The sequence below is a fragment of the Xylophilus ampelinus genome (assembly GCF_003217575.1).
GTDB lineage: Bacteria > Pseudomonadota > Gammaproteobacteria > Burkholderiales > Burkholderiaceae_C > Xylophilus > Xylophilus ampelinus.
Genome location: NZ_QJTC01000011.1, coordinates 1 through 20,027, shown reverse-complemented (window position 1 = coordinate 20,027; position 20,027 = coordinate 1). Strand labels below are relative to the sequence as shown.

The window sequence follows — 20,027 nt, the reverse complement described above, 5'->3', positions numbered from 1 at the left end:
TCGCATTACTGCACATGGCTTCGCGGTAGCACGAGGCGGCCGCTGACCCCGACGGTGAAATAAAGGCGGAGGAAACATCCGATGCAAATCCCTTTGGCCTTGAGCGTGCTTCGCTGCCACGAAGCAGACCCGGACATCGCAACGCGCGTCCTGCGCGGTCACCTGGAGGAGGCCGCCCACATCGGCATGCGGCGGCAAACCACCGACGGCGATGACCAGAAGCGCTCCCTGCGTGTGCAGATGGTGGCGCGCACTTTGCTTGCCCTCGGGCGCGAGCAGGAAGCACAGGAGATGCTGCAAGACGTCCGCAAGCTCTATGGACGTGTCTCGCGCCAGTGGCTGCGCTGGTGCTCTTCGCTGGACCAGGGCTGGACCTTCCTGAGCTTGAACCGGCCCGGTCGGGCGATCGAATGCTTCCGCTCAGTGGTCGACGATGCCGCAGCGTCGGCTGACCTGGTGGTGGAAGCCATGAACTGCCAAGCCGATGCGCTTCAGGTTCTGGGTGAATGCCGGCGGGCTGCTGCGTTGGTGGCCGGTGCAGCCAACCTGTGCCTCGCGCATGACTGGAGAGCGATGGGGCAGGTAGTGGAATGCCATCGCCTGGAGCTGGTTGCCATGCAACTGGCCCGGCGTTCCGACGAACTGGCGGACCACGCATTGGCCACGAGCTTCCGCGAGCGCTCCGGCCCTATGCCGGCTCCGGCTGCGCTACGACGCCAACTGGCTGAGCAGGAACGTTCCCTGGGCGACATGGGACTGGTGGCGCATCGGTTGCAGCACCTGCAGATGATGATCACTTCGGCCAGCGGTGCGGGTGATGACGGCCGTTTGTCGGAATGCCTGGCCTGGCTTAAGGACCGCCGCCTAGCAGGGCTCGAACCCAATGCCCGCATCGAAAGCGCAATGGCGCTGATGGCGGGAGGCGCTACCCACGCGGCGTTCGGCATGCTCAGTACCCTGACCCACAACGACTCGCAGGTCCGGCAGAGCCGTTACTCGATGGATCTTCAATACTGCCGCTCCAAGTTGCTGCAGACACAGGGCCGCATGGGCGATTCGCTGGCAGCCTACAAGCAGCATGTGGAACAGGCCTTCTATGTGCTGAAGCGGGACTTCAACCAAGCCTTGCTGTCCAACCCGGCCGAGGGTGATACGGAAGGCGGCGATGCGGTTCGCCTGCGCCTGCCGCTGCGCTACCGGGGGGCCTATCAGTTCATTTTGGAGCACCTGTCGGACACCGACCTATCGGTTCGGCACGTGGCCGCCCGCGCAGGCGTAACCGAGCGGTCGCTGCAGCTGGCTTTCCGGGCGCATCTGGGACTGACGCCTGCGGAGTTCATCCGCAGGCGCCGCATGGAGCGCATCCGTTCCGAACTGCAGTCCACCAGCGCCAGTGGTTCCCCAGTCAGCATTCTGGACGTAGCGGGGCGCTGGGGCGTAAACAGCCGCTCCACGCTGGCGCAGAACTATCGTGAGCAGTTCGCGGAAACCCCCTTCGAGACACTGCACGGAAAATCGGGCGGCAACCGGACCAAGGCATGAAGTTCATTCCCCGCCCGCCTCAGCTGCCAGGCCTGCGGTGCATCGTATGCCTGACGACTCTGGCCACCGTACTGGCGGCGATTCCACCGGCATGGTCGCAGCCTGGAGGGGGCTCCACGGCAGGCGGCGGAGTACCGATCAGCACAGCGGCAGGTCGAGACGGTCCGGGCAACCAGCGGTTCGTCTATCGGGCCGACAGCAAGCGCTTGGCCGACGTGCTCAATGACTTCGCATCCTCCCAGGGATTCCCGGCGGTCGTCGATCAGCGGGTGGAAGGCGTGGTGAGCGGCAACTTCGATACCGGCGCCCGCCAGTTCCTGGATGGTCTATGCAAGGCGTATGCGCTGATCTGGTACTTCGACGGCACCGCCTACTACTTCTATCCGGCCAACGCCATCCAGAGCCGCATCTTCCGGCTCAAAGGCTACCAGCGCCGCCAGGTGGTTCAACTGCTGGACTCACTGCGTCTTGCCAGCGATCGCTTCCCGATCCGTTGGGATTCCACCAACAGCACGCTGCTGGTTTACGGACCGCCGCGCCATGTAGAACTGGTGGGCTTGGCGGTGGAGTCGCTGGACGTCGGAGCCATTGAGCAGAACCGGCGTGTCATTCGCGTGTTCCCCTTGTCCCATGTCTCGGCCGCGGACCGTTCCATGGGCAGCGTGCAGGTGCACGGCATCGTGTCGACCCTGCGCTCGGTTTTCGGCTCTGGTGCCGCCCGCCAGGACCCGGCCAGTGCGCTGGCAAACGCGCAGAAGAATGCAGCCCGATCGGTCGCGCCGACCACGCGCTCCATGCAGCAGATGTACGGCGCCATGCAGCGCCAGGGCGGCTTCCTGTCCTCCCTGCAGGGCAACTCCGGCGACCAGCCACCTTCCGACGGATCGGGTGCAACGCCCGCACCACGCGCGGTGCGCAGCCCGCTTGACGGGGACACCGACGACGAGGCACCGGTATTCGAGGCTGACGAGAACAGCAATTCCGTCATCGTGTATGCAAAGGCGCAGCGCATGGAGGAGATCGGCACCCTGATCCGCACCCTGGATGTTCTCTCGATGCAGGTGGAACTGGAAGCGACCGTCATCGACGTCAGCACCGACAACCTGTCGGCCCTGGGCGTCGACTGGTCCGTGCAGGGAACGCGGGGTCAGTTCTCGGTGAGCGGGCCGTCGGGTGGAGATTCCGTCACAGGCAGCGGCACCTCGACGCAGCCTTTCACGGTGGCCACGGTGCTGACGGACGCCGGCCGTTCCCTGATGGCACGGGTGCAGGCGCTGGCCGGCGAAGGCCGGGCGCGTGTGATCTCCAAGCCGCGTGTGCTGGGCGAGGCCAACCGGCCGGCGGTGATGGCCGACAAACGGATCGCCAGCGTCCGTGTGGCCGGCAACCTGGACGTCAAGCTGTTCCAGGTCGAGGCCGGCACGACGATGCAGGTCACGCCGCAGGTGACTCCGGGCGCTAACGGCCAGCCGGCATCTATCAAGCTCTCCATCCTTATCGAGGACGGGAGTTTCCAGTCGACCAGCGTGGACCAAGTACCGGTAGTCAAACGCACCGAGATACGCACCGAGGCGCGCGTGCTGGAAGGTCAGAGTTTGCTGATCGGCGGCATCACAGTGGACAGCGAGATCACGGGGGAGACCGGTGTGCCGCTGCTCAAGGACATCCCGTTGCTCGGTGCTGTGTTCCGGCAGAGGCAAAAGCATCTCGCGCGGTCCGAGCGCATGTTCTTGCTAACGCCGCTGGTGATGATGCCGGTAGCGCCGACGGTCGCGGCGGTAGCGCCGTCGACGCCGGGGGTAGTGCCTGCGCCGTCCATGACGGCTCCGGACGCAGCAGCGCTGCCGGGCCTGCAGGTAACGCCCTCCGGCGGCCGTGACGAGCCGGTACCCCTGGTCCCGCGCGACCCGGTTCGGCCGCTGGTGGATCGGCTGGCCGATCCTGCCAGCTACGGTCTGCGCGAAGGGGGCAGCGGTGGCAGCAAATCCGGTGCCGGAGTTCGCAAATCATGAACCGGCTTCGCGTCCTGACCGGGCGTCATGCCGGCACCGACTTAGTCTTGCAGGCAGGCAGGCACGTTATTTCCGCAGAGAACGATGCGGACATTCGGCTGCTGGACTGGACCGGCGCCCCGTTGGTCCTGAATATCCTTCAAGGAGCGGATCTCGTGTACAGCGCCCATTGGTCATTCGCCGACGCCGCGACCGGCGAAGCCGCGATCGACCTGGTGCCTCGCCGGTTCGACGACACGGTCTTGTGCGTCGGTCCGGCGGATGCATGCGGCTGGCCCTCCGATCTCGAACTCCTGGGTCGGCTGCTTCGTCCGGTCACCGAGACCTCTGCTGTCACCGAGGCCCTGCAGCCCAACGCGACGACGCCTGTCGGTGCGCCCCAACCTGCGCGCCGGTGGCTTGTCTGGGGCGCTACCGCCGGTGCCGCTGTGGCGGTGGTCGTCTTCGTCGTGGTGGTCTCCGGGGTGGCCAACGACGCCGCCGCCCGCGTGCCGCCGCTGTCCCCGGTGGCGCAAACACAAAAGGCGGTGACGGCGGCCGGGTTGCAGGGCTTGGTCGTGCGTGCGCAGGCCGATGGTGCGATGGTCGAAGGACTGCTTGCGACGCCGACCGAGGTGGCCCAGATGAATGCCGCGCTGGACGCACTGCCTCGCGGCATGGTGATGCGCCGGTACGCGGCGGCCACCGACATCGCACAGAGCATCGTCGAGGCATTGGATGAGCCGCGCGTGTCGGTGCGCCATGTCGCAGGCGGCGAATTCGTCATAGAAGGTGCCGCGGTAGGCGTGGACCGGCTGCGCGTTGCGGCCAATCGCATTGCTGCGGATCTGGCGCCACTGGTGCGCACGATTCGCGTGCAGGTGACCGACCTGCCACCGCAGCCGCGCACACCCGTAGGCGCGATGCTGGAGTCCCATGGCATCACTTATGTGCAGACGCGTGACGGCACCAAGCACTTGTCATTGACCCAAGCGCCCGTCGAGGAGTTGAAGGACTCCGACCTCGGGTTATCCCAGAACGGTGCGAGCGATCGCATCGACATTCACAGCCCCAGGAGCCTCAGATGAACCAACCCGCAATGGAGCAATCTATCTTTGCCGACATGTCCAACCTGGAGAAAACGCTGTCCGAAGACACGACAGGCGACAAGGCGCGCGCCATCGTCCAATATTTCCGGTCGGTCGGCGATGCGACCGACAAGATGCTGGCTTCCGCCAAGGAGGAGAGCCAGCGCTACCTGATCTCCCGGCTGCTGCGCGGGTTTCAGGCATCCGAGCGGGTAGTGCGCCAAGTGTGGGAGAGCATCCACGGCGTGGCCCTGGTTCTCTGACTCCACGGTCGCCCCAATCTATTCCGGAGGACTTTTCATGGAACTCAATTTCACAAACCTGTATCGCAATCTCATGGCTGTCGGCCTGCTGGGACTGGTGTACCGCGAGATGGAAGACGGCAACGAAATCTGCTCTTTGGTGGAGTACACGCTGGCGGAGCCGCTGCAGTTCCAGGTGTGCCGTGCAGTGGTTTCCGGCATTTCCGGGGCCACCGATGTCGCCAAGGGCAGCCTTAGCGAATATGTGAACCAGAACCCGAACGACGAGCCGGCGCATCTGGCTCTGGCGATATCGCTGCTGCTGGCCGGGGATGCCGACGGCAAGCGTGCCATCGAACGCCTGCTGGCCACCACCGAAAACACCGCCGTACGTGATACCGCTAACAACATGTTGGAGCTGCTCGAGAGGCAACCGGAACTGGTGAGCTGATTGAAGCGGACCTGCTATATGGCCGGCGGGCTCCGACTCGCCTTATCGCAACGGGTGGCTTGGCCACCCAACTCTTGAAAAGGAAGAAGTTATGGATGTGACCGGTGGTTCGATGAGCAATCTGTCTTCCGGACAGTCACAGCTCACAGGTATCAATAACCAGGGTCTGCAGATGGAAGGTGCACAAAACGCACAGGCCGTCGAGCAGATCTTGCAGCAGGCGATGCTGACCGTCATTCGTACGTTTGCCGAAATGATGGGCAAGACGGCAAAGGCGATGGTCGATGCGATGAAGGGTCTGATCTAAACCTAACCCACAACCCAACTTACGGAGATTCAAAATGATTCCAGTTCTGACCGCGAGTGCCGGCGTCGTCGCCGGCGAATGCCTCATGCTGCCCGGCATCGGCAACCTCAGATCCAAGATCCGTCATCGCGATCGCGACATCGCCAATCTCAAGACCGAGAACCAGGCTTTGCGCGATCAGCTCGATCAGTCTCAGAACCAATGCGGATGCACGACGCCCTGGAGCAACCTGCTGCAGTTTCCCCAACTCAACATTCCGTATCAACAGCAGCAGCAACCCACCAACCAACTGCTGAACTTGGCCAGCCAGCTTATGCAGCTTATGGGTCAGGGCATGGGAGCGTCATCCATGTACAGCGGGATGTACGGTCCGCAGACCGGTAGCTTGGGCAATTCCACCGGTACCTTGCAGAACCTGTTCGGGCAGTTGCAGGACCAGATGCAGCTATCGGGCGGCCTGTACAACGCCATGAATGCCTACGAATCGCTACAACGGCGACAATCCTCCGTCGACTCGTTCCGCCCGCTCGACCAGAACGGCTTGTCGTCCCAGGGCATTCTCCAGAACACCGCGCCGGGCTTTTCGCAGAACTACGTCCCCACCTACGACCGGCCGCTGCCGCCGACATCGACATATAGTCAGCCCAACGACGAACGCGCCATCGTCACCACGCTGGGCAAGAACGCTACCAAGCTGTTTCCGGGTGGGAAGAACATCAGCATGACGGACATCCAGCAGATCGCGCAGGGTGGACGCTGCCCTGACGGCACCGAGGCGCCGGCCGATCTCAAAATGGCCTGCCAGGCGCTGGCTAGCAACCCGGCGCTGTTCACCAAGCTGCAGTCCGCCGTCAAGGCCTCCAAGGGCAAGACCGACACTGATGGTCTGGCATCGGTCTGGGATGTGCAGACGCTGATGCAACAACTGAAGGCGGCAAATCCCAACTCCTCCACCGCCTACAACACTAACACCCCGGTGCGTCCGTATTCGCCCAACAGCGCCTACGGCAGCTCCTTCGTGAATGCGTTGATGGGCCACCTGCAGTCCACGGGCGTCAACCCCTACATGCTGAACCTGCTACAGCAGCCCGGCATGCAGCAGCCCGGCATGCTGCAGCCCAGGCTGGCGGTTTGAGCGCCTGTGTCGCGCCAACTCCCGAGGTCGGATGGGGCCGGTACTCCGGTGCGTGTTCCTAGGAGAAGTCCATGAACCTGATGTTGCAAGTCAAGCGCCGCGAGTTCGTACAGGGGCTCGTCGAGATCGCCTCGGTAGGAATGAGCCAGAACCTGCTAGACGATGCAGAAGATATCGTTGCCTGCGTGCGACAACTGCGGCCCAAGCTTGACCAGCTGGATTTCTTGGATGCTTGGATCGCGATCCTACGCGGCGAATGGCAGCAGGCCGCGCGCATCGCCCGCGCCGCCATCGAGCGCAGCGGGGACTGGCCCTTCGGCACTGCAATACTCGCCTATTGTCAGTACGCCACCGGTGACCCCACCTGGTCGATCAATGCCGAGCGGGTTCTGGCGCAACCCGAGGCCGGTGATGCGCGCGAGTTGATGCGCATGCTGCTCGGCCGGGTGGACCCCGAATCCATCGGCGCCAACGAGATGATCCTGCAGGCGATCAGTTCCGGCCAGAGCACGGCCGTTGAACTCAGCGCTGTGCGGGCCTGAGGCTAGAGAGAGGAGTTCCGGCCATGTCACCCATCATCGGTATTCAGGATCCGGGCGTGTTGCGTTCGCTGCAACAGAGTCAGGCCTCGACGCCGGCCGTCGACCATCTGGCCGGCCGTTTCGCCGACCTGCTGGCACAGGATCCGGCCACGCAGCCGGCGCCGGAGGTAGGGGCGCCCAACGTGATTTCCAGCCTCCTCGGCCAGCACGAGCGCATGTACCAGGACCTGATGCACGACATGCAGAAGGCGTCTTTGGAGGCGCCCACCTTGAACCCTCAGGAGGCAACAGTGAAGCACACCGAGATGATGTTCCGGATGGTCAACGTCTCGGCCCAGAACAACGCGTTTTCGTACATCGCGCAAAGTGCCAAGAATGGCTTGCAGACCCTTATGAAGAACCAATGAGGTTCGGATGCCTGTTGTCCACGCGCTTGGTGCGCCCACCTCCCGGCCTGCCCGGTCCGTGACGGTCCGATCGTCGCTGCCATCGGCGCGGCCCGGGTTGTCGTATCCCACCCGTGCGTTGCGTGCCTTCGCTCTGACGGCCCTGACCGCTCTGACGCTGTTGCTGAGTGGCTGCCGCATCGATCTCTACACCCGACAGGCCGAGGCGGATGCCAACCAGATGGTGGCGGCCTTGCTGACCGCCGGTGTGCCGGCCTGGAAGGAAAGTCCCGACGGCGGCAAGACATGGAGCGTGCAGGTCGACGAGGGTGCCATGGTGCAAGCCATGGAGGTGCTTCGCTCCAACGGTCTGCCTGAGGAGCGACATGCGAACCTGGGGGAACTGTTCAAGAAGGAAGGACTGATCTCGACCCCGACCGAAGAGCGGGTACGTTTCATCCATGGCGTGGCCGAGGAACTGTCCGAGACGATCCTGAAGGTGGACGGCGTTCTGACCGCCCGGGTGCACATCGTGCTTCCGCAGAACGATCCGCTGGCATCGGCGCCACGACCGTCCAGCGCCAGCGTGTTCGTGAAATATCGGGCGGACGCCAACCTGTCCGCGTTGGTGCCGGCCATCAAGAACATGGTGGCGCGCAGTGTCGAGGGTCTGGTCTATGACAACGTGGCGGTGACCCTGGTGCAGGGCGAATTGCCACGCGTGGCGTTGCCACTGCCGTCCCCTAGCCGATGGCCGTGGATCGCCGGGGTGGCGTTTGCCTTTCTGATGCTGGGCGGCGTGGGCTGGGTGCTGTGGCGCAGGCCGTCGCTGTTGCCCGCTGCCCTGGCAAGCCGCCTGCCGTGGGCGACTGGGCCCCGATGAGCCCTGTGCGCCATTACGACGAGATGGTCCGGCGGTTGGGCCTGCTGCTGGCCCAACCGCAGGCGCAGGTCGATCCGTCGTGGGCACCCATGCTGGCCACCGGGCTGGATATTTCCAAGGGGCTGTTGCCCGTGGGGGAGGCAGACCAGGCGGATCCGGTCTGGGGAAGCCGGCTGGGTGTGGCGGTGTTACACCGGGTGTGCGGACCGGTACCGGCGTTGACGGATTTCGATGCACTGCCGGGTCGCTGGTGCCTGCTGTCAAGGGAGGACCGCCTGGCGCGGCTGGCGGCCCTAGGGTTGGTCGGGACGCCCGGCGCGCTTCGCGCCTGCGTTCGTCGTGCGCCCCGACAGGCGCTGGAGGCGGTGCTGGGACCGGCATATGAGGTGTTGATGACGTTGGGAACTGGCGCGGCAGCGGCGGCTCCGCAGGTGGCCGAGCGCCCGCCCGCTGCCTGGGCGCTGGACGCTTATCTGGCGCTTTCGCGTGCCGGCCGCTGGAAGAACCGGGCGCTGCGCCGCTGGGTGCGCCTCGGACTTCCCCGGGCGCCCTGTCCGGATACTTCACGCATCCGGCCCTGCCCGCAAGCGGTGCAGGTATGCCTGCAATACCTGCCATCGGTCGATAACTGGTTTCAGCATTGAGCGACTCTGCTTGCGGGGAAGGAGACTGCACCGATGTGGATTTGGCTGACGCTGCATGACAGCAGGCTCGGCGTGCCCCAGGGATGGCTGCGCGCCGCTGACGTCGAGCGCTTTGTGGCGGTGGATGCGGCCATGCGCCTGATCGATGACGAGCTAACCGAACTGCGTACACGGGCTCGGAACGAAGCAGACGCCTGCCTGGCGGAAGCGCAGGCCCGTGCCGCGCAGATTCTTGAAGACGCCGTGGGCACGGCTCGGGAGCGGGTCGCCGTGGTCGAAGCGGATGCCCGCCGGCAGGCACAGGCCGATGCTATGGCTGCCTGGCATGCGAGACGGCTTGAGCAGACGCTGGCGCAGGCGGCGTCCGTCGAGGCCCAGCAGGAGGCGCTGGCACGGTTGGTGACAACGGCCGTCGAACGGGTGCTGCGTAGCGAGCCCGCGCGGGGCCTCTTCGACAAGGCACTGACGCAGGTCGGCGAACTGTTGCAGGAAGCCGGCGCTGCTACCTTGCGCGTGCATCCAGAAGACCTGGAGGCGGCATCGGAAGCCGTGGCCGACGCCCAGGGCGGCCCCATGCGAGAGGCCCGGATCGACGTGGTCGCCGACGAAACCCTGAAGCCCGGCGCATGCCTATTCGATTCGGCACAGGGCTCTCTGGATGCGAGCCTGGAGGTTCAGTTGGAGGCTCTGCGCGCGGCGATCGCCCAGGCCTGTTTGCAGCTGTCTTCCGAGCGGGCCGGGCCGGGCGCTGAGGCCTTGGCCGAGTCCGACGCCGGAGATCCTCCGTGACTACCCTGGAACGCCTGACGGCACTGATGGACACGCAGATACGGGCGCAGCCGCTGGTGCGTCGCACCGGCAAGGTGGTGGAGGTGATCGGCACCCTGATGCGGGTGAACGGCCTGGACGCCAAGCTGGGCGAACTGTGCGAGGTCATGGATGCCGACGGTGCGGTGCTGCAGCCTGCAGAGGTGGTCGGGTTCTCCCATGGGCGCAGCATTCTTTCGCCGTTCGGATCCATCCTGGGTATCGGTGTGGGCAGCCGGGTGCGGGGACTAGGGGAGCTGCTCTCTGTGCCGGTGGGTCCGGCGGTGTTGGGTCGCGTCATCGATAGCCTGGGCCGTCCGATCGATGGCAAGGGCCCCATCGCCACGGTGGAGAAGCGGCCCGTGTTCGCGTTGCCGCCCAGTCCGATGGCGCGCCAGATGATTGAGCGGCCACTGGCGACCGGCGTCAAGATCATCGATTCATTGCTGACGCTGGGCGAAGGTCAGCGCATGGGCATCTTCGCGCCCGCCGGGGTGGGCAAGAGCACGCTGATGGGCATGCTGGCGCGCGGCACGGCCTGCGACGTCAGTGTCATTGCTCTGATCGGCGAGCGCGGTCGCGAGGTGCGCGAGTTCATCGAGGTCATCCTGGGCGAGGCCGGCATGGCCCGGTCGGTGGTGGTGTGCGCGACCTCCGACCGCTCGTCCATCGAGCGTGCCAAGGCAGCCCACGCGGCCACTGCCATCGCCGAGTACTTCCGGGACCAGGGCCTGAAGGTGCTGCTGATGATGGATTCGCTCACACGCTTTGCGCGGGCCCAGCGGGAGATCGGCCTGGCTGCGGGCGAGCCGCCGGCACGGCGGGGCTTCCCGCCGTCGGTCTTTGCGGAAATCCCGCGCTTGCTGGAGCGTGCCGGCATGGGCGCGACCGGCTCCATCACCGCGCTCTATACAGTGCTGTACGAGGACGAGAGCGGCAACGACCCCATCTCGGAAGAAGTGCGCGGCATCCTGGACGGCCACATGATCCTGTCTCGCAAGATCGCGGCCCGTAACCAGTACCCCGCGATTGATGTGCTGGGCAGCCTCAGCCGCGTGATGTCGCAGATCGTGAGCCAGGGGCACCGCGATGCCGCTGGTCGCTTTCGCCAGCTCATGGCCAAATTCGACGATCTGGAGATGCTGTTGCAGATGGGGGAGTACGTTCCCGGCGCCGATGCGCTGGCGGACGAAGCCGTGAACAAGCAGCCCCGCATGCGCGATTTCCTCAACCAGGCAACGGAAGACCTGTGGCGGTATGACGCCTCAGTCCGTGCCATGGCCGACGTCGCCCGGGACTGAGGCGAGCGGCGGCGATGGCGGCGATCCCCACCTGGCGGCTGCTGGTGCGCCTCAAGGCGCGGCACATCGAGAAGCAGGAGAGCGTGGTGGCCGAAGCTTTGGCTTCGGTGCGGGAGTGCGAAGCGGGCCTGGAAAAGGCCCGCTCGGCCGAAGCGCGCCGGCGGAGCGTTTTCACGGCGAATCAGCAGGCTCTGTTCGAACTCTACAGCGAGGGGCGCAGCTTCTCGCCCGACCTGGCACTGATGCGCAAACGGCAGATCGATGCCAGCGAGCAGGATTTGCGTCAGGCCGAGCACGAAACCAGCGTGCATGAGCAGCGCGTGAACACGGTGCGTGAGGATCTCCGCAATGCGAGGAGCCAGTTGCGGCAGATGCAACAACAGGCCCGGATGTTCGGCGACGAACTTGACAAGGCGGTGCGGCTCGAGTCGCGGGTACAGGAGGATCTACAGGACGAGGATGCCGAGGAGACGGCGGTGGCGCGCAGAGCGGGGGCGTCCGGCCTCGGTGTAGAGCAGGGCGTGCCATGACGTCAGGAATGGACACGTACCAGCTGCTGATGGAACAAGGCACGCTGCTGCGCAACCTTTTTGCGCTGTTGTCCCTGTGCAGCGCCCGGCTGATCGCTGCCATGGTCGTGATGCCCGCGACCTCCGCAGCGAAACTGCCAGGCATGGTGCGTGCCGGGCTGCCGCTGTGGATCGGACTGTTCATTGCCTGGGGACAGTCGCCGGACGTGGTGGCGCGACTCTCCATTGTCGACGTCGGCCTGCTGGTGCTGAAAGAGGCCTTGTTGGGGCTGCTGATCGGCTTTGCGGCCGGCATGATCTTCTGGGTAGCGGAGGCCGTAGGGTCGATGATCGACAACCTGGCCGGCTACAACAACGTCCAGCAGAGCAACCCCAACAGCAGCGACCAGAGCACTCCGGTGGGCTCGCTACTGGGGGAGATGGCGATCTGGGCCTTCTACGTGTTGGGCGGCATGATGGCCTTTCTGGGAATGCTGTTCGACTCCTATACTTGGTGGCCGCTGACCCGCATGTCACCCGACGGTGTACAGATGCTGGAGCGCTTTGCGCAGATGCGGTTGGGGGAGTACATGCTATCGGTTGCGCAGCTTTCGGCGCCGGCGCTATTGACGCTGCTGCTGATCGACCTGGGATTCGGTCTGCTCACAAAGACTGCCGAGAAGCTGGAGCCCAACAGCATGGCGCAGCCGGTCAAGGGTGCGGTGACGATGGTGCTGCTGAGTCTCATGATCGGTGTGTACTTCACCCAGCTGCGCGGGCATTTCATGCTGGTGGATCTTTCGCGGGAACTGAACAAGTTCTTCATCCTTGCCGCGGAACGTTGAATCCGCGTTGAGACGAGCAGAGGACCAGCCGGTGCGGCATTCGTTTCGCGCAACATCGGTTCGCCCTCGCGGCCCATTCGCCGCCGACTGAAGTCATCCTGCAGCTGGCGATCTTTATCAACCCGCGCCATTGAGGAGGTTAAAAATGAATTCAGTGGAAGCGATCGGCCAGTCGGACACCGATCCTTATCGCCGTTACAACGCCTACCCATCTTCGGTCGACGGCATGAACCAGTCCCCCACGCAGGGCGACCAGACTGCCCAGCAACTGATGATGGCGATGGTCATGCTCAGCCTGCTGTCGCAGGCGTTCTCGCAGCAGAATGGTGGTGGCAATCCGTTCTCGGGGGGGTCCCAGCAGCCATCGGACCCGTTGCTGCAGTTTCTCAATAGCCTGCTCAATCCGACGCAGCAGGAAGGTGGTGGCGCGGGTGAGGCTGGTGGTGCCGACGGTGGCCAGAGCTATGGCAACGGCAGCGTCGGCGGCAACGGCTATGGCGGGGATTCGGGTGGCGGCGGCTCGGGCGGTACTGCGCCTGGCGTCGGCAACAAAAACCATGGCAGTGTTGACGACGGCTATGAGACCGGTGGCCGCCGTGTTTCGCCCCAGGACGAACCGTCCGGGAAGAGCAAGGCGGAGACCCAGCCGGGCGGGAAGCCGGATAAGAACCAGGGCACCCCGGCGACCACGGGCACATCCCCGTCGCCGACCGGCAAGACCAATACGCCGACCCAGATCACGCCGAGCACGCGCATCTCGCAGCCCAACGGCCAAGTGATGGTGCATGAACCCATCGTGGTCAAGGCAGGGCAGACCTTCGATGGCGGCGGCAAGCTCTACAGTGCCGGGCCCGAGCTGGGCGACGGCGGGCAGTCGGAGTCGCAGAAGCCGGTGTTCGTGCTGGAGCCGGGTGCCACGCTGCAGAACGTGCAGGTGCAGGGCGCCGACGGCGTGCATGCCAATGGCGATGCCGCGCTGAAGAACGTCTGGTGGCGCGATGTGGGCGAGGACGCCTTTACGCTCAAGAAGCCCGGCCACGTGACGGTGGAGGGCGGCGGTGCGCTGCACGCCTCGGACAAGGTCTTTCAGATCAACGCCCCGGGCTCGATCTCGATCAACGGCTTCTACGCCGAGGACTTCGACAAGTTGGTGCGGCAAAACGGTGGCAAGGATTTCCCGCTCACCGTCACACTCAACAACATCGCCACCAAAGACGCGGGCGAGGCGTTGGTGCGGACGGATTCGCCGCAGTGCAAGATCTATTTGTCCAACGTCGATCCGAGCACGGCGAAGAACGACGTGCTCGCGCAGCACGGCGCGGTGGTCGAGGGCGCGGTGAAGGCAGGCTACAAGCCCTACACCGGATGATGGTGAAGGGGGGCGAGGCTTTCCGTTTCGTGTACCCGCATCGTTCTTGCGCAGCGCCCGGGATTAGTTCTTGGTGCAATGGCATCACGTTGATCAGTGGAGAGGCAGTTTCATGGTCATCCCCGTTTCTACCGTCCGCCGCGTGCGTGTGCCCGTCCTAGAGATGTCGCAGGATGCGCAGCTCAGCGACCCCGTCCCGGTGGTCGCTAGAGGCCACCGCACCCTGGCCATGGGCGATGGTAGTCTGGCTGCATTGCGCCGGCCATCGAGCCTGGGTGCGTCGGCTGCTGTGTCAACCCCTGCGGCGGTGCCGGGCACCATGCCCGACCCTCGGCATTCGGATGCTGATTTGACCGCGCGCGAAAGCCACTGGCACGCCCGTACGCCGTCGCCAGTGGCGCGTCTGGAGGTCCAGCTGCCGGCCCAGGGCGAGGAGTCCGGAGCCTGGCACACACAATCGATCACCCATCGTCATGCGGGCACTGGTACGGCGGACCGGTCGGCTTTGGGCCGCGCCGTAGAGACCCTGCTTGCCTTCCCGTATGTGGTGTTCGACGAAACGTCGCTCATCACGGAGTTGTTGCCGCGTTATGCGTCCGATGCCCCGGTGGTCTCCGCCAGCCTAGCGCTGGAATGGCTGTTGGCGGGCCAGGTGTCGAGCGATCCTGACGTGCGCTTGCAGCGGCTCAACCACGCCATAGTGGAGGGTCTTGTTATCCATCAAGAGTTGATGGAGGGTTTGCGTAACCTGGGTAGCCGGCTGCAGGTGGGCGGCGTGATCCGTGCGGCAGATCGCGACTTGGCGCTGCGGCTGAACTTGCTGCTGAGCACCGAGGCCGCCGTAGTCGACGCTGCGGCCCGCGAGATGTCGGACATGCTGCGGAACTCCGCGCATACCTTTCACCTGCTGCTTCTCACCGGCGGGGCCTTGCCCCGTCCGGTGGCATGCATACGGGAATCCGACGAGCTGTTTTCTGTCTTCGATCCCACGCGCGGCATCTTCGCGGCTGCGGGCGACGACCTGCAGGCGTTGATCGCTGGCATTGCGGCCGAGCACGAACTGCGCCTGCTGCAACAGCGGGAATGCGGGGATCTCCGTCAGGCGCTGTCGATTCTTCACAACGCGCAGCTGATGGAAGTCGCCATGCATGGCGTGGACATCGACCACGACGGGATCCGCGACGGCGGGCTGATCTGAGATTCCGTGGCGAGAAATTCATGAGTGCGTTGTTGGAGCGAGAGCCCGCTGTGCAGGGGGCAGCGTCGGCATCTGTGTCAGCCACGGTCCCGGTGCAGGTGTCGCTGCGCCCGTTCTCCGTCGCCGACCTGGACCGGGTCTTCGCCCATCTCAGCGATCCCGTTGCTGTCCACATGGCCGGACTGACACTGCCGGAGCCGGGCGACCGACCTGGCTTCGATGCGGCGTGGCAGCGCGTGTTCGCCATGCCGGACATCTGGCTACGCGGCGTGCTGGCCAACGACAGCTTTGCCGGTCATGTGGCTTGTTATCGCTTCCAGGGGGCACTGGAGGTGGGCTACTGGATCGAACGTGCCTGGTGGGGCCAAGGCGTGGCAAGCAGCGCACTGCGGCAGCTGCTGGCGGCCGTGCCGCACCGGCCGCTGCATGCGCATCTGCTGAGCGACAACGTCGCAAGCCTGCGCGTTTTGCGCAAATGTGGTTTCCAGTGCAGCGGGCAGCTGAGGGTGTTTGCCTGGGGGCGTCGGGAAGAAGTGAGTGTCGACGTCCTGACGCTGGACTAACTTTCGCTTCGTCGCCCACCGCTTCGCGAGCGTTGCCCGGATGTTCAGCCTGTTCTGGAGACTGGCACTTCTACATCACCAAAAGGCCACAGATCTGGATGGGACACCGCAACATCACAGGAGCCAGGGGAGCGCCCCATGCAGGTTTGCAGACGTGCGCGCTCGACGGGACAGGGACAATCGCAGGAGCAGGTGCATGGCTCGCCTTCCTGTTCCTCACGCTGCTGCTGGCCGCTTGCGCATCCGCTCCGCGACCCGCCGCCGGACCCCGTATCGGAATGCCGGACAAGATTCCCGCAGAGGTCTCCACGGCCTTGGCAGCCGTGGCCCACCGTGAAGGCGTAGCGGCCGATGGCCGCGTGCTGATGCAGGAGATGGAACTGGGTTCCAGTGGCTCCCGGGTCCTGCTGGCCTCCGGCACGCGTGAGTTGTGCGCCGATGGCAATTGCCCTTATGGCCTGTTTGCCGACGAGGGCGGCCGCTACCGGGCATTGCTGCTGGCCATGGCCGTTGCGCCGCCCAAGCCCCAGGCGTTGGGCCGCCTGGGATACCCGGACATCAGCGTGACTGCCAACGACGCGCGGTCGGAACTGCGCATCACCCAGTTGCAATGGGACGGTCGTACCTACCGCCCTGTGGGCTGCCGCCTGCAGCACACGATGACCGAAGCCTCTCGCGGCTGTGTTCCGACCCGCGTGGAACAGGCGGCGGTGGTCGAAGGCCCCCCGTCGCGCTACTGTGTGGCCATGCGCGGCATGATCGCCCGCGATGCGCCGCCGCCGGACGGGCAGACCCTGCTGGCGGACGCCTTCGAGATCCGGGCAGATGCCTATGCGCGGGTGGAAGGCGTACGTATGGCGGGCCGCCTTCAGGACACTGAACTCGATCTCCTCGTGCGGTGCCTGCGCCATGCCGGCGCTGGATTCGAGCGCATGAAGGAGGCGCGATGGTCCCAGGAACTCACCTCCATCGGATGGGTGGCCCGCAAGGTGAAGTCGCGGGGCGGGCCCGTTTCCGCCGCGCTGAGTGCCACTTTCGTCCCCGCCGGGGACTACACCCTGATAAGCCTTGCCGTCTTCGGTGACGGTGCCGCGCCTTGATGCACCCAGGCATCGCAACCGCGAATTTTTCGTCCACCCAACCTCACTTCCATCATGTCTCAAAACGTTTCACTCAACACTAGTCCATCGACCGACCTGCCGCTGTCGCCCGCAGCAACACCGGCACCTGCAGAGCCGTCCCTACGGGGCTTTTCTACTCCAGGCGGTAATCAGGCTCTAGCCAGTCAACTCGGCCGTGCCCCGGCGCCACCGGGGAGCGAAGTGCAAAACGTGAGTCTGGCGAGCCGCGGGACCGCACCGACGTCCATGCCTGCACCGGCCAATGCTGAAGCACCTGCTCCTGCTCCTGCTGCATCCGCACCTGCACCTGCACCTGCACCTGCACCTGCACCTGCACCTGCACCTGCACCTGCACCTGCACCTGCACCTGCACCTGCACCTGCACCTGCACCTGCACTGGAGACTTCCTCGCCTGAAGAAGGTCTGCGCAAGAAGCAACTCGAGAACGATCAACTGGAAGACAAACAGACCCAGGATCAGATTCGGATGAATTTCAATACAACGGCCCGCACATTGGCACTCAAGTCATCGGAGCGGATGGGCATGGGTTTCAAAAATGGTGCGGAAAGCCAGTCCAAGCTCGTTTGACGGGACCTGCCCACCATGAAAGCCGAAGACATCATGGGCGCCGCCATGTCGGCCCAGCCTCTGGATATCCGTGCGGTGATCGAGCAGCTCGATGACCGACCGGACCAGGCCCAATGCGTCAGCCAGGCCATGCGTGAGGCGGTGGAGCGGTTGCGGAGGGAATTGCCCCCACCCGAGGCACGCCTGGCCATGATGAGACAGCTGCTGGCTTTCAAGGATCAACTGCTCGCCTATGTGAATTCCGTGACTTCGCCGGATGCGACTGCGAGCTTCGTGGCCCGGGCGGCGGGCGGCGGGCCCCTGGCGGGCATGAATGCGATTGCGCAGGCGCAGCGGCGTGGCCAGACGGTCAGCACGGCCATGTCCGGCTGGGTGTCGCTGGTGAAGGTGTTCCGCTATCGGGAGCGGGAGCGCATTGCCCGCCGCAACTATGTGGATGCATGCTGCGGCTGCGTCCCCTACCGCGATGCCGACCATGGATCGCTGCGACTGCTGTCGGCCGACGCGGTCAGCCTGCCCCTGCCCGACGGCAGCCAGCGGTCGATAGCCGAGGTCGCGCCCTATGTGGACGCGGGCTGCAGCCAGCGGGTTCGTGCGGCCGTGCAGCGGCGCTGGATGCTCGTGCGCTGCCTCACGCAGGCGGACCTTCAGGGGCCGCACGAGGCCGCCTTGATCGGCCAGCGTGGCGTGTTTGCCGCGGTCAACATTCCCGCCGGCACCTGCCTCGGCGTCTACGGCGGCCAACTGCTAGGGGAAGTCGACTACTTCCTGTTGCAGGACGACCGTTACCTTATGGCCCTGCGCAGCGGGGCCGGGCCTGCGTTTGTCAATGGCGAGAATCTGATGTCGGTCACCAACACACTGTTCGAGGTCGACGCCACGGGCCAGCGGGTCGGGCATCCCGCCGCGGGCTACAACCTGGAGCGGGTCCTGTTTCCGTCCCGTTGGTCGCATGGCTGGCACTTCGGCATGCCGGTGTTTTTCGCCAGCCAGGACATTCCGTCCGGAACGGAATTGAGGTGGAACTATGACCTCTCGCGTGCGTGACCCGATGCCGGTGCTTCTGCGTCGCCGGCAGGTGCCGCCGGTTCGTCGCTGGCGTCTGCACTGATTCCGGCACATGCCGCTTTGCGGTCTGCCGACGGGGGCCGAAGCAGCCACTGCTCCTGCGCCCACTTTGGTGCCGCAGACTCAGGAAAACAGCGCCTTCAGAAAACGGACGGGCGCAGTGACCAATTCCTTGACCACTTGGACGGCGGCCTGTGTCGCAAGCGCCAGGGCCTTGCCCGCACGCTCTAATGACTGTTGCACGGACTTGGCGCCATTGTGGGCATGGCGCGGCAGGGCCCCGACCGCATTGGCCACCGGCGTCACATCCAGGTCCACGCCGCCGCCGACCGAGCCCCCTATTCCCAAAGCACCACCGATGCGGCCTTCCAGTTGTGCCCGGGTACGGCCCTCGGCTGTGTGCCTGAGACCTGCGGCCACGGCACCGTCCAGGCCGACGCCGGCCTGCAAGTCGCCGCTGACCTTGAAGCGCTGATCGCCCACGGTCAGCTGGGTCTGGCCGCCCGTCTTGGCGCCGGCAAAGGCCTCCCCGTGCGCCTGCGCATGGGTCGCACCCACAGAGCCGCCGGCCTTCGCACGGGCACCGACGAAACCATGGGAGTTCTGACCGAGACCGAGAGGTTCCTCCACGATCGTTTCTTTGGCCAGGCGCAGGGGCGGCAGACCCGCCTGGGCATATTGCTCGAACCCTGCGCCGGCCGTGGCTTTGCCGTTCAGTGCAAACAGCGGCGCGGTCAGCGATGAAGACGATGGCGACCGCCTGAACGACTGCGGATCCCAGCCCACACCGGCCTCGCCACGCACGCCCGCCGTCAGATCGCCCGATACACCCGCGCCGGCATGGCCACCGCGTCCCCGTGTGCGGGCCTCCTTGCCGCCGTGCAGCCGCACTTGGCGCTCTCCGCTGCGCACCGCGCTGAAGCCCGGGGGGGTGGTGTCCTGGGGGGGCCGGTCTTGCACGGTGTCGTTCAGCTGATGTGGACGGTGCTGTTTCGCGGTCGCGGGCCGCTTCTGGGCGTGACCCTGTTTCTGCTCCGTGCCTGGCAGGTCTTGGAGAGGTGTCGGAAGCCCATGGGTGTTCGACCGCACTCCCGGTCCGGTGCTCGACGTGTCCATGCGGGCCTCCTGAATTTTTGGGTGATACACGCAGCGTGCGGCAGCGGTCCATCCGGAGCATGCCGGTAAGCGAAGCGCTGTCCGGTCGGGCGCAGTTGTTAGCGCCGATGTAAAACTGACCCACTGCGCCGAAGTAAAAGTGACCCACCTGGGACACGATGGCAGCCTTTGTGAGGCTGCTGATGTTGACTCATGAGCAAGCAGTGGAGATCAGAGTAATGGCCCGAAGGGGCGAGAGTGTCAGAGCGATCGCGAGGCAGTTGGATTGCTCGCGCAATACGGTGCGCAGGTATCTGCGAGACCAGGCCGCACAGAGGTACGGACCGCGGGC

General features: G+C 65.1%; 23 protein-coding genes. 21 read left to right on the top strand and 2 right to left on the bottom strand.

All coding sequences use genetic code 11. From position 1 onward, the window contains the following. The first annotated feature begins 81 nt into the window (after positions 1–81). The 19 genes from DFQ15_RS08725 to DFQ15_RS08640 all read left to right on the top strand — a co-directional run bounded on the left by DFQ15_RS08725 (position 82) and on the right by DFQ15_RS08640 (position 16,903). Entirely contained in the window at positions 82–1,542 is a 1,461-nt protein-coding gene (locus tag DFQ15_RS08725) for a helix-turn-helix domain-containing protein (protein ID WP_110465616.1), read from the top strand. Then, positions 1,539–3,554: a type III secretion system outer membrane ring subunit SctC gene (sctC, locus tag DFQ15_RS08720; protein WP_110465615.1), complete on the top strand. Its 2,016-nt coding sequence runs from the start codon at positions 1,539–1,541 to the stop codon at positions 3,552–3,554. The genes DFQ15_RS08725 and sctC overlap by 4 nt, the downstream gene beginning before the upstream one ends. After that, complete coding sequence (locus DFQ15_RS08715) at positions 3,551–4,621, top strand: hypothetical protein (protein WP_110465614.1); 1,071 nt, start codon at positions 3,551–3,553, stop codon at positions 4,619–4,621. The genes sctC and DFQ15_RS08715 overlap by 4 nt, the downstream gene beginning before the upstream one ends. Next, positions 4,618–4,884 carry a hypothetical protein gene (locus DFQ15_RS08710; RefSeq protein ID WP_146228692.1) on the top strand — a complete coding sequence of 89 codons (267 nt, stop codon included), beginning with the start codon at positions 4,618–4,620 and terminating at the stop codon, positions 4,882–4,884. The genes DFQ15_RS08715 and DFQ15_RS08710 overlap by 4 nt, the downstream gene beginning before the upstream one ends. Positions 4,885–4,921: 37 nt before the next feature. Then, entirely contained in the window at positions 4,922–5,314 is a 393-nt protein-coding gene (locus DFQ15_RS08705) for a hypothetical protein (protein WP_110465612.1), read from the top strand. A gap of 91 nt (positions 5,315–5,405) precedes the next feature. Beyond that, positions 5,406–5,621, top strand: a complete 216-nt coding sequence (locus DFQ15_RS17085) for a hypothetical protein (RefSeq protein WP_146228691.1) — start codon at positions 5,406–5,408, stop codon at positions 5,619–5,621. 34 nt (positions 5,622–5,655) lie between these two features. After that, positions 5,656–6,756: a hypothetical protein gene (locus DFQ15_RS08700; RefSeq protein WP_110465611.1), complete on the top strand. Its 1,101-nt coding sequence runs from the start codon at positions 5,656–5,658 to the stop codon at positions 6,754–6,756. 71 nt (positions 6,757–6,827) lie between these two features. Next, on the top strand, positions 6,828–7,298 hold the full coding sequence (locus DFQ15_RS08695) for an HrpB1 family type III secretion system apparatus protein (protein WP_110465610.1): 471 nt from the start codon (positions 6,828–6,830) through the stop codon (positions 7,296–7,298). 23 nt (positions 7,299–7,321) lie between these two features. Continuing rightward, a complete protein-coding gene (locus DFQ15_RS08690; protein WP_110465609.1) occupies positions 7,322–7,705 on the top strand; it encodes a hypothetical protein in 384 nt (127 codons plus the stop codon). Between the two features lie 118 nt (positions 7,706–7,823). Next, complete coding sequence (gene sctJ / locus DFQ15_RS08685) at positions 7,824–8,567, top strand: type III secretion system inner membrane ring lipoprotein SctJ (protein WP_233504357.1); 744 nt, start codon at positions 7,824–7,826, stop codon at positions 8,565–8,567. Continuing rightward, the gene (locus DFQ15_RS08680; protein ID WP_158529035.1) at positions 8,564–9,211 is read left to right on the top strand and encodes a type III secretion protein HrpB4; all 648 of its coding nucleotides are present in this window, start codon (positions 8,564–8,566) and stop codon (positions 9,209–9,211) included. The genes sctJ and DFQ15_RS08680 overlap by 4 nt, the downstream gene beginning before the upstream one ends. Before the next feature lie 33 nt (positions 9,212–9,244). After that, positions 9,245–10,000 (top strand): FliH/SctL family protein, encoded by a 756-nt coding sequence (locus tag DFQ15_RS08675; protein WP_110465606.1) that lies wholly within the window; start codon positions 9,245–9,247, stop codon positions 9,998–10,000. Positions 10,001–10,026: 26 nt separating this feature from the next. Then, positions 10,027–11,319 (top strand): type III secretion system ATPase SctN, encoded by a 1,293-nt coding sequence (gene sctN, locus DFQ15_RS08670; protein ID WP_110465694.1) that lies wholly within the window; start codon positions 10,027–10,029, stop codon positions 11,317–11,319. A 14-nt stretch (positions 11,320–11,333) separates the two neighbouring features. Continuing rightward, positions 11,334–11,849: a hypothetical protein gene (locus DFQ15_RS08665; protein ID WP_110465605.1), complete on the top strand. Its 516-nt coding sequence runs from the start codon at positions 11,334–11,336 to the stop codon at positions 11,847–11,849. A gap of 8 nt (positions 11,850–11,857) precedes the next feature. Beyond that, positions 11,858–12,673 carry a type III secretion system export apparatus subunit SctT gene (sctT, locus tag DFQ15_RS08660; protein ID WP_158529034.1) on the top strand — a complete coding sequence of 272 codons (816 nt, stop codon included), beginning with the start codon at positions 11,858–11,860 and terminating at the stop codon, positions 12,671–12,673. 145 nt (positions 12,674–12,818) lie between these two features. Then, complete coding sequence (locus DFQ15_RS08655) at positions 12,819–14,042, top strand: pectate lyase (protein WP_110465603.1); 1,224 nt, start codon at positions 12,819–12,821, stop codon at positions 14,040–14,042. 112 nt (positions 14,043–14,154) lie between these two features. Continuing rightward, positions 14,155–15,240, top strand: coding sequence for a hypothetical protein (locus DFQ15_RS17410; RefSeq protein ID WP_158529033.1), 1,086 nt, complete (start codon positions 14,155–14,157; stop codon positions 15,238–15,240). 20 nt (positions 15,241–15,260) lie between these two features. Beyond that, the gene (locus DFQ15_RS08645) at positions 15,261–15,803 is read left to right on the top strand and encodes a GNAT family N-acetyltransferase (RefSeq protein ID WP_158529032.1); all 543 of its coding nucleotides are present in this window, start codon (positions 15,261–15,263) and stop codon (positions 15,801–15,803) included. Between the two features lie 278 nt (positions 15,804–16,081). Beyond that, a complete protein-coding gene (locus DFQ15_RS08640; RefSeq protein WP_110465600.1) occupies positions 16,082–16,903 on the top strand; it encodes a hypothetical protein in 822 nt (273 codons plus the stop codon). A gap of 154 nt (positions 16,904–17,057) precedes the next feature. Here DFQ15_RS08640 and DFQ15_RS17405 read toward each other — a convergent pair whose 3' ends face one another. Beyond that, positions 17,058–17,321, bottom strand: a complete 264-nt coding sequence (locus DFQ15_RS17405) for a hypothetical protein (RefSeq protein ID WP_158529031.1) — start codon at positions 17,319–17,321, stop codon at positions 17,058–17,060. 206 nt (positions 17,322–17,527) lie between these two features. Between DFQ15_RS17405 and DFQ15_RS08630 the strand changes: the two genes are divergently transcribed. Next, positions 17,528–18,559: an SET domain-containing protein gene (locus tag DFQ15_RS08630; RefSeq protein WP_110465598.1), complete on the top strand. Its 1,032-nt coding sequence runs from the start codon at positions 17,528–17,530 to the stop codon at positions 18,557–18,559. A gap of 144 nt (positions 18,560–18,703) precedes the next feature. Here DFQ15_RS08630 and DFQ15_RS08625 read toward each other — a convergent pair whose 3' ends face one another. Beyond that, positions 18,704–19,696, bottom strand: a complete 993-nt coding sequence (locus tag DFQ15_RS08625; RefSeq protein WP_146228690.1) for a hypothetical protein — start codon at positions 19,694–19,696, stop codon at positions 18,704–18,706. A 182-nt stretch (positions 19,697–19,878) separates the two neighbouring features. On the opposite strand from DFQ15_RS08625, the gene DFQ15_RS08620 reads away from it, so the two are divergent. Continuing rightward, positions 19,879–20,027, top strand: a 149-nt coding sequence (locus tag DFQ15_RS08620) for a helix-turn-helix domain-containing protein (protein WP_146228709.1), incomplete at its 3' end; no start/stop codon positions are given.

Excerpts from the sequence above, each read along its gene's own strand:
- DFQ15_RS08625 (WP_146228690.1), bottom strand. The coding sequence starts at position 19,696 with ATGGACACGTCGAGCACCGGACCGGGAGTGCGGTCGAACACCCATGGG.
- DFQ15_RS08690 (WP_110465609.1), top strand. The coding sequence starts at position 7,322 with ATGTCACCCATCATCGGTATTCAGGATCCGGGCGTGTTGCGTTCGCTG.
- DFQ15_RS08695 (WP_110465610.1), top strand. The coding sequence starts at position 6,828 with ATGAACCTGATGTTGCAAGTCAAGCGCCGCGAGTTCGTACAGGGGCTC.
- DFQ15_RS08700 (WP_110465611.1), top strand. The coding sequence starts at position 5,656 with ATGATTCCAGTTCTGACCGCGAGTGCCGGCGTCGTCGCCGGCGAATGC.
- DFQ15_RS08630 (WP_110465598.1), top strand. The coding sequence starts at position 17,528 with ATGAAAGCCGAAGACATCATGGGCGCCGCCATGTCGGCCCAGCCTCTG.
- DFQ15_RS08725 (WP_110465616.1), top strand. The coding sequence starts at position 82 with ATGCAAATCCCTTTGGCCTTGAGCGTGCTTCGCTGCCACGAAGCAGAC.
- DFQ15_RS08675 (WP_110465606.1), top strand. The coding sequence starts at position 9,245 with ATGTGGATTTGGCTGACGCTGCATGACAGCAGGCTCGGCGTGCCCCAG.
- DFQ15_RS08715 (WP_110465614.1), top strand. The coding sequence starts at position 3,551 with ATGAACCGGCTTCGCGTCCTGACCGGGCGTCATGCCGGCACCGACTTA.
- DFQ15_RS17085 (WP_146228691.1), top strand. The coding sequence starts at position 5,406 with ATGGATGTGACCGGTGGTTCGATGAGCAATCTGTCTTCCGGACAGTCA.
- sctT (WP_158529034.1), top strand. The coding sequence starts at position 11,858 with ATGGACACGTACCAGCTGCTGATGGAACAAGGCACGCTGCTGCGCAAC.
- DFQ15_RS08710 (WP_146228692.1), top strand. The coding sequence starts at position 4,618 with ATGAACCAACCCGCAATGGAGCAATCTATCTTTGCCGACATGTCCAAC.
- DFQ15_RS08665 (WP_110465605.1), top strand. The coding sequence starts at position 11,334 with ATGGCGGCGATCCCCACCTGGCGGCTGCTGGTGCGCCTCAAGGCGCGG.
- DFQ15_RS08640 (WP_110465600.1), top strand. The coding sequence starts at position 16,082 with ATGCCGGACAAGATTCCCGCAGAGGTCTCCACGGCCTTGGCAGCCGTG.
- DFQ15_RS17410 (WP_158529033.1), top strand. The coding sequence starts at position 14,155 with ATGGTCATCCCCGTTTCTACCGTCCGCCGCGTGCGTGTGCCCGTCCTA.
- sctC (WP_110465615.1), top strand. The coding sequence starts at position 1,539 with ATGAAGTTCATTCCCCGCCCGCCTCAGCTGCCAGGCCTGCGGTGCATC.
- sctN (WP_110465694.1), top strand. The coding sequence starts at position 10,027 with ATGGACACGCAGATACGGGCGCAGCCGCTGGTGCGTCGCACCGGCAAG.
- DFQ15_RS08705 (WP_110465612.1), top strand. The coding sequence starts at position 4,922 with ATGGAACTCAATTTCACAAACCTGTATCGCAATCTCATGGCTGTCGGC.
- DFQ15_RS08655 (WP_110465603.1), top strand. The coding sequence starts at position 12,819 with ATGAATTCAGTGGAAGCGATCGGCCAGTCGGACACCGATCCTTATCGC.
- DFQ15_RS08680 (WP_158529035.1), top strand. The coding sequence starts at position 8,564 with ATGAGCCCTGTGCGCCATTACGACGAGATGGTCCGGCGGTTGGGCCTG.
- DFQ15_RS08645 (WP_158529032.1), top strand. The coding sequence starts at position 15,261 with ATGAGTGCGTTGTTGGAGCGAGAGCCCGCTGTGCAGGGGGCAGCGTCG.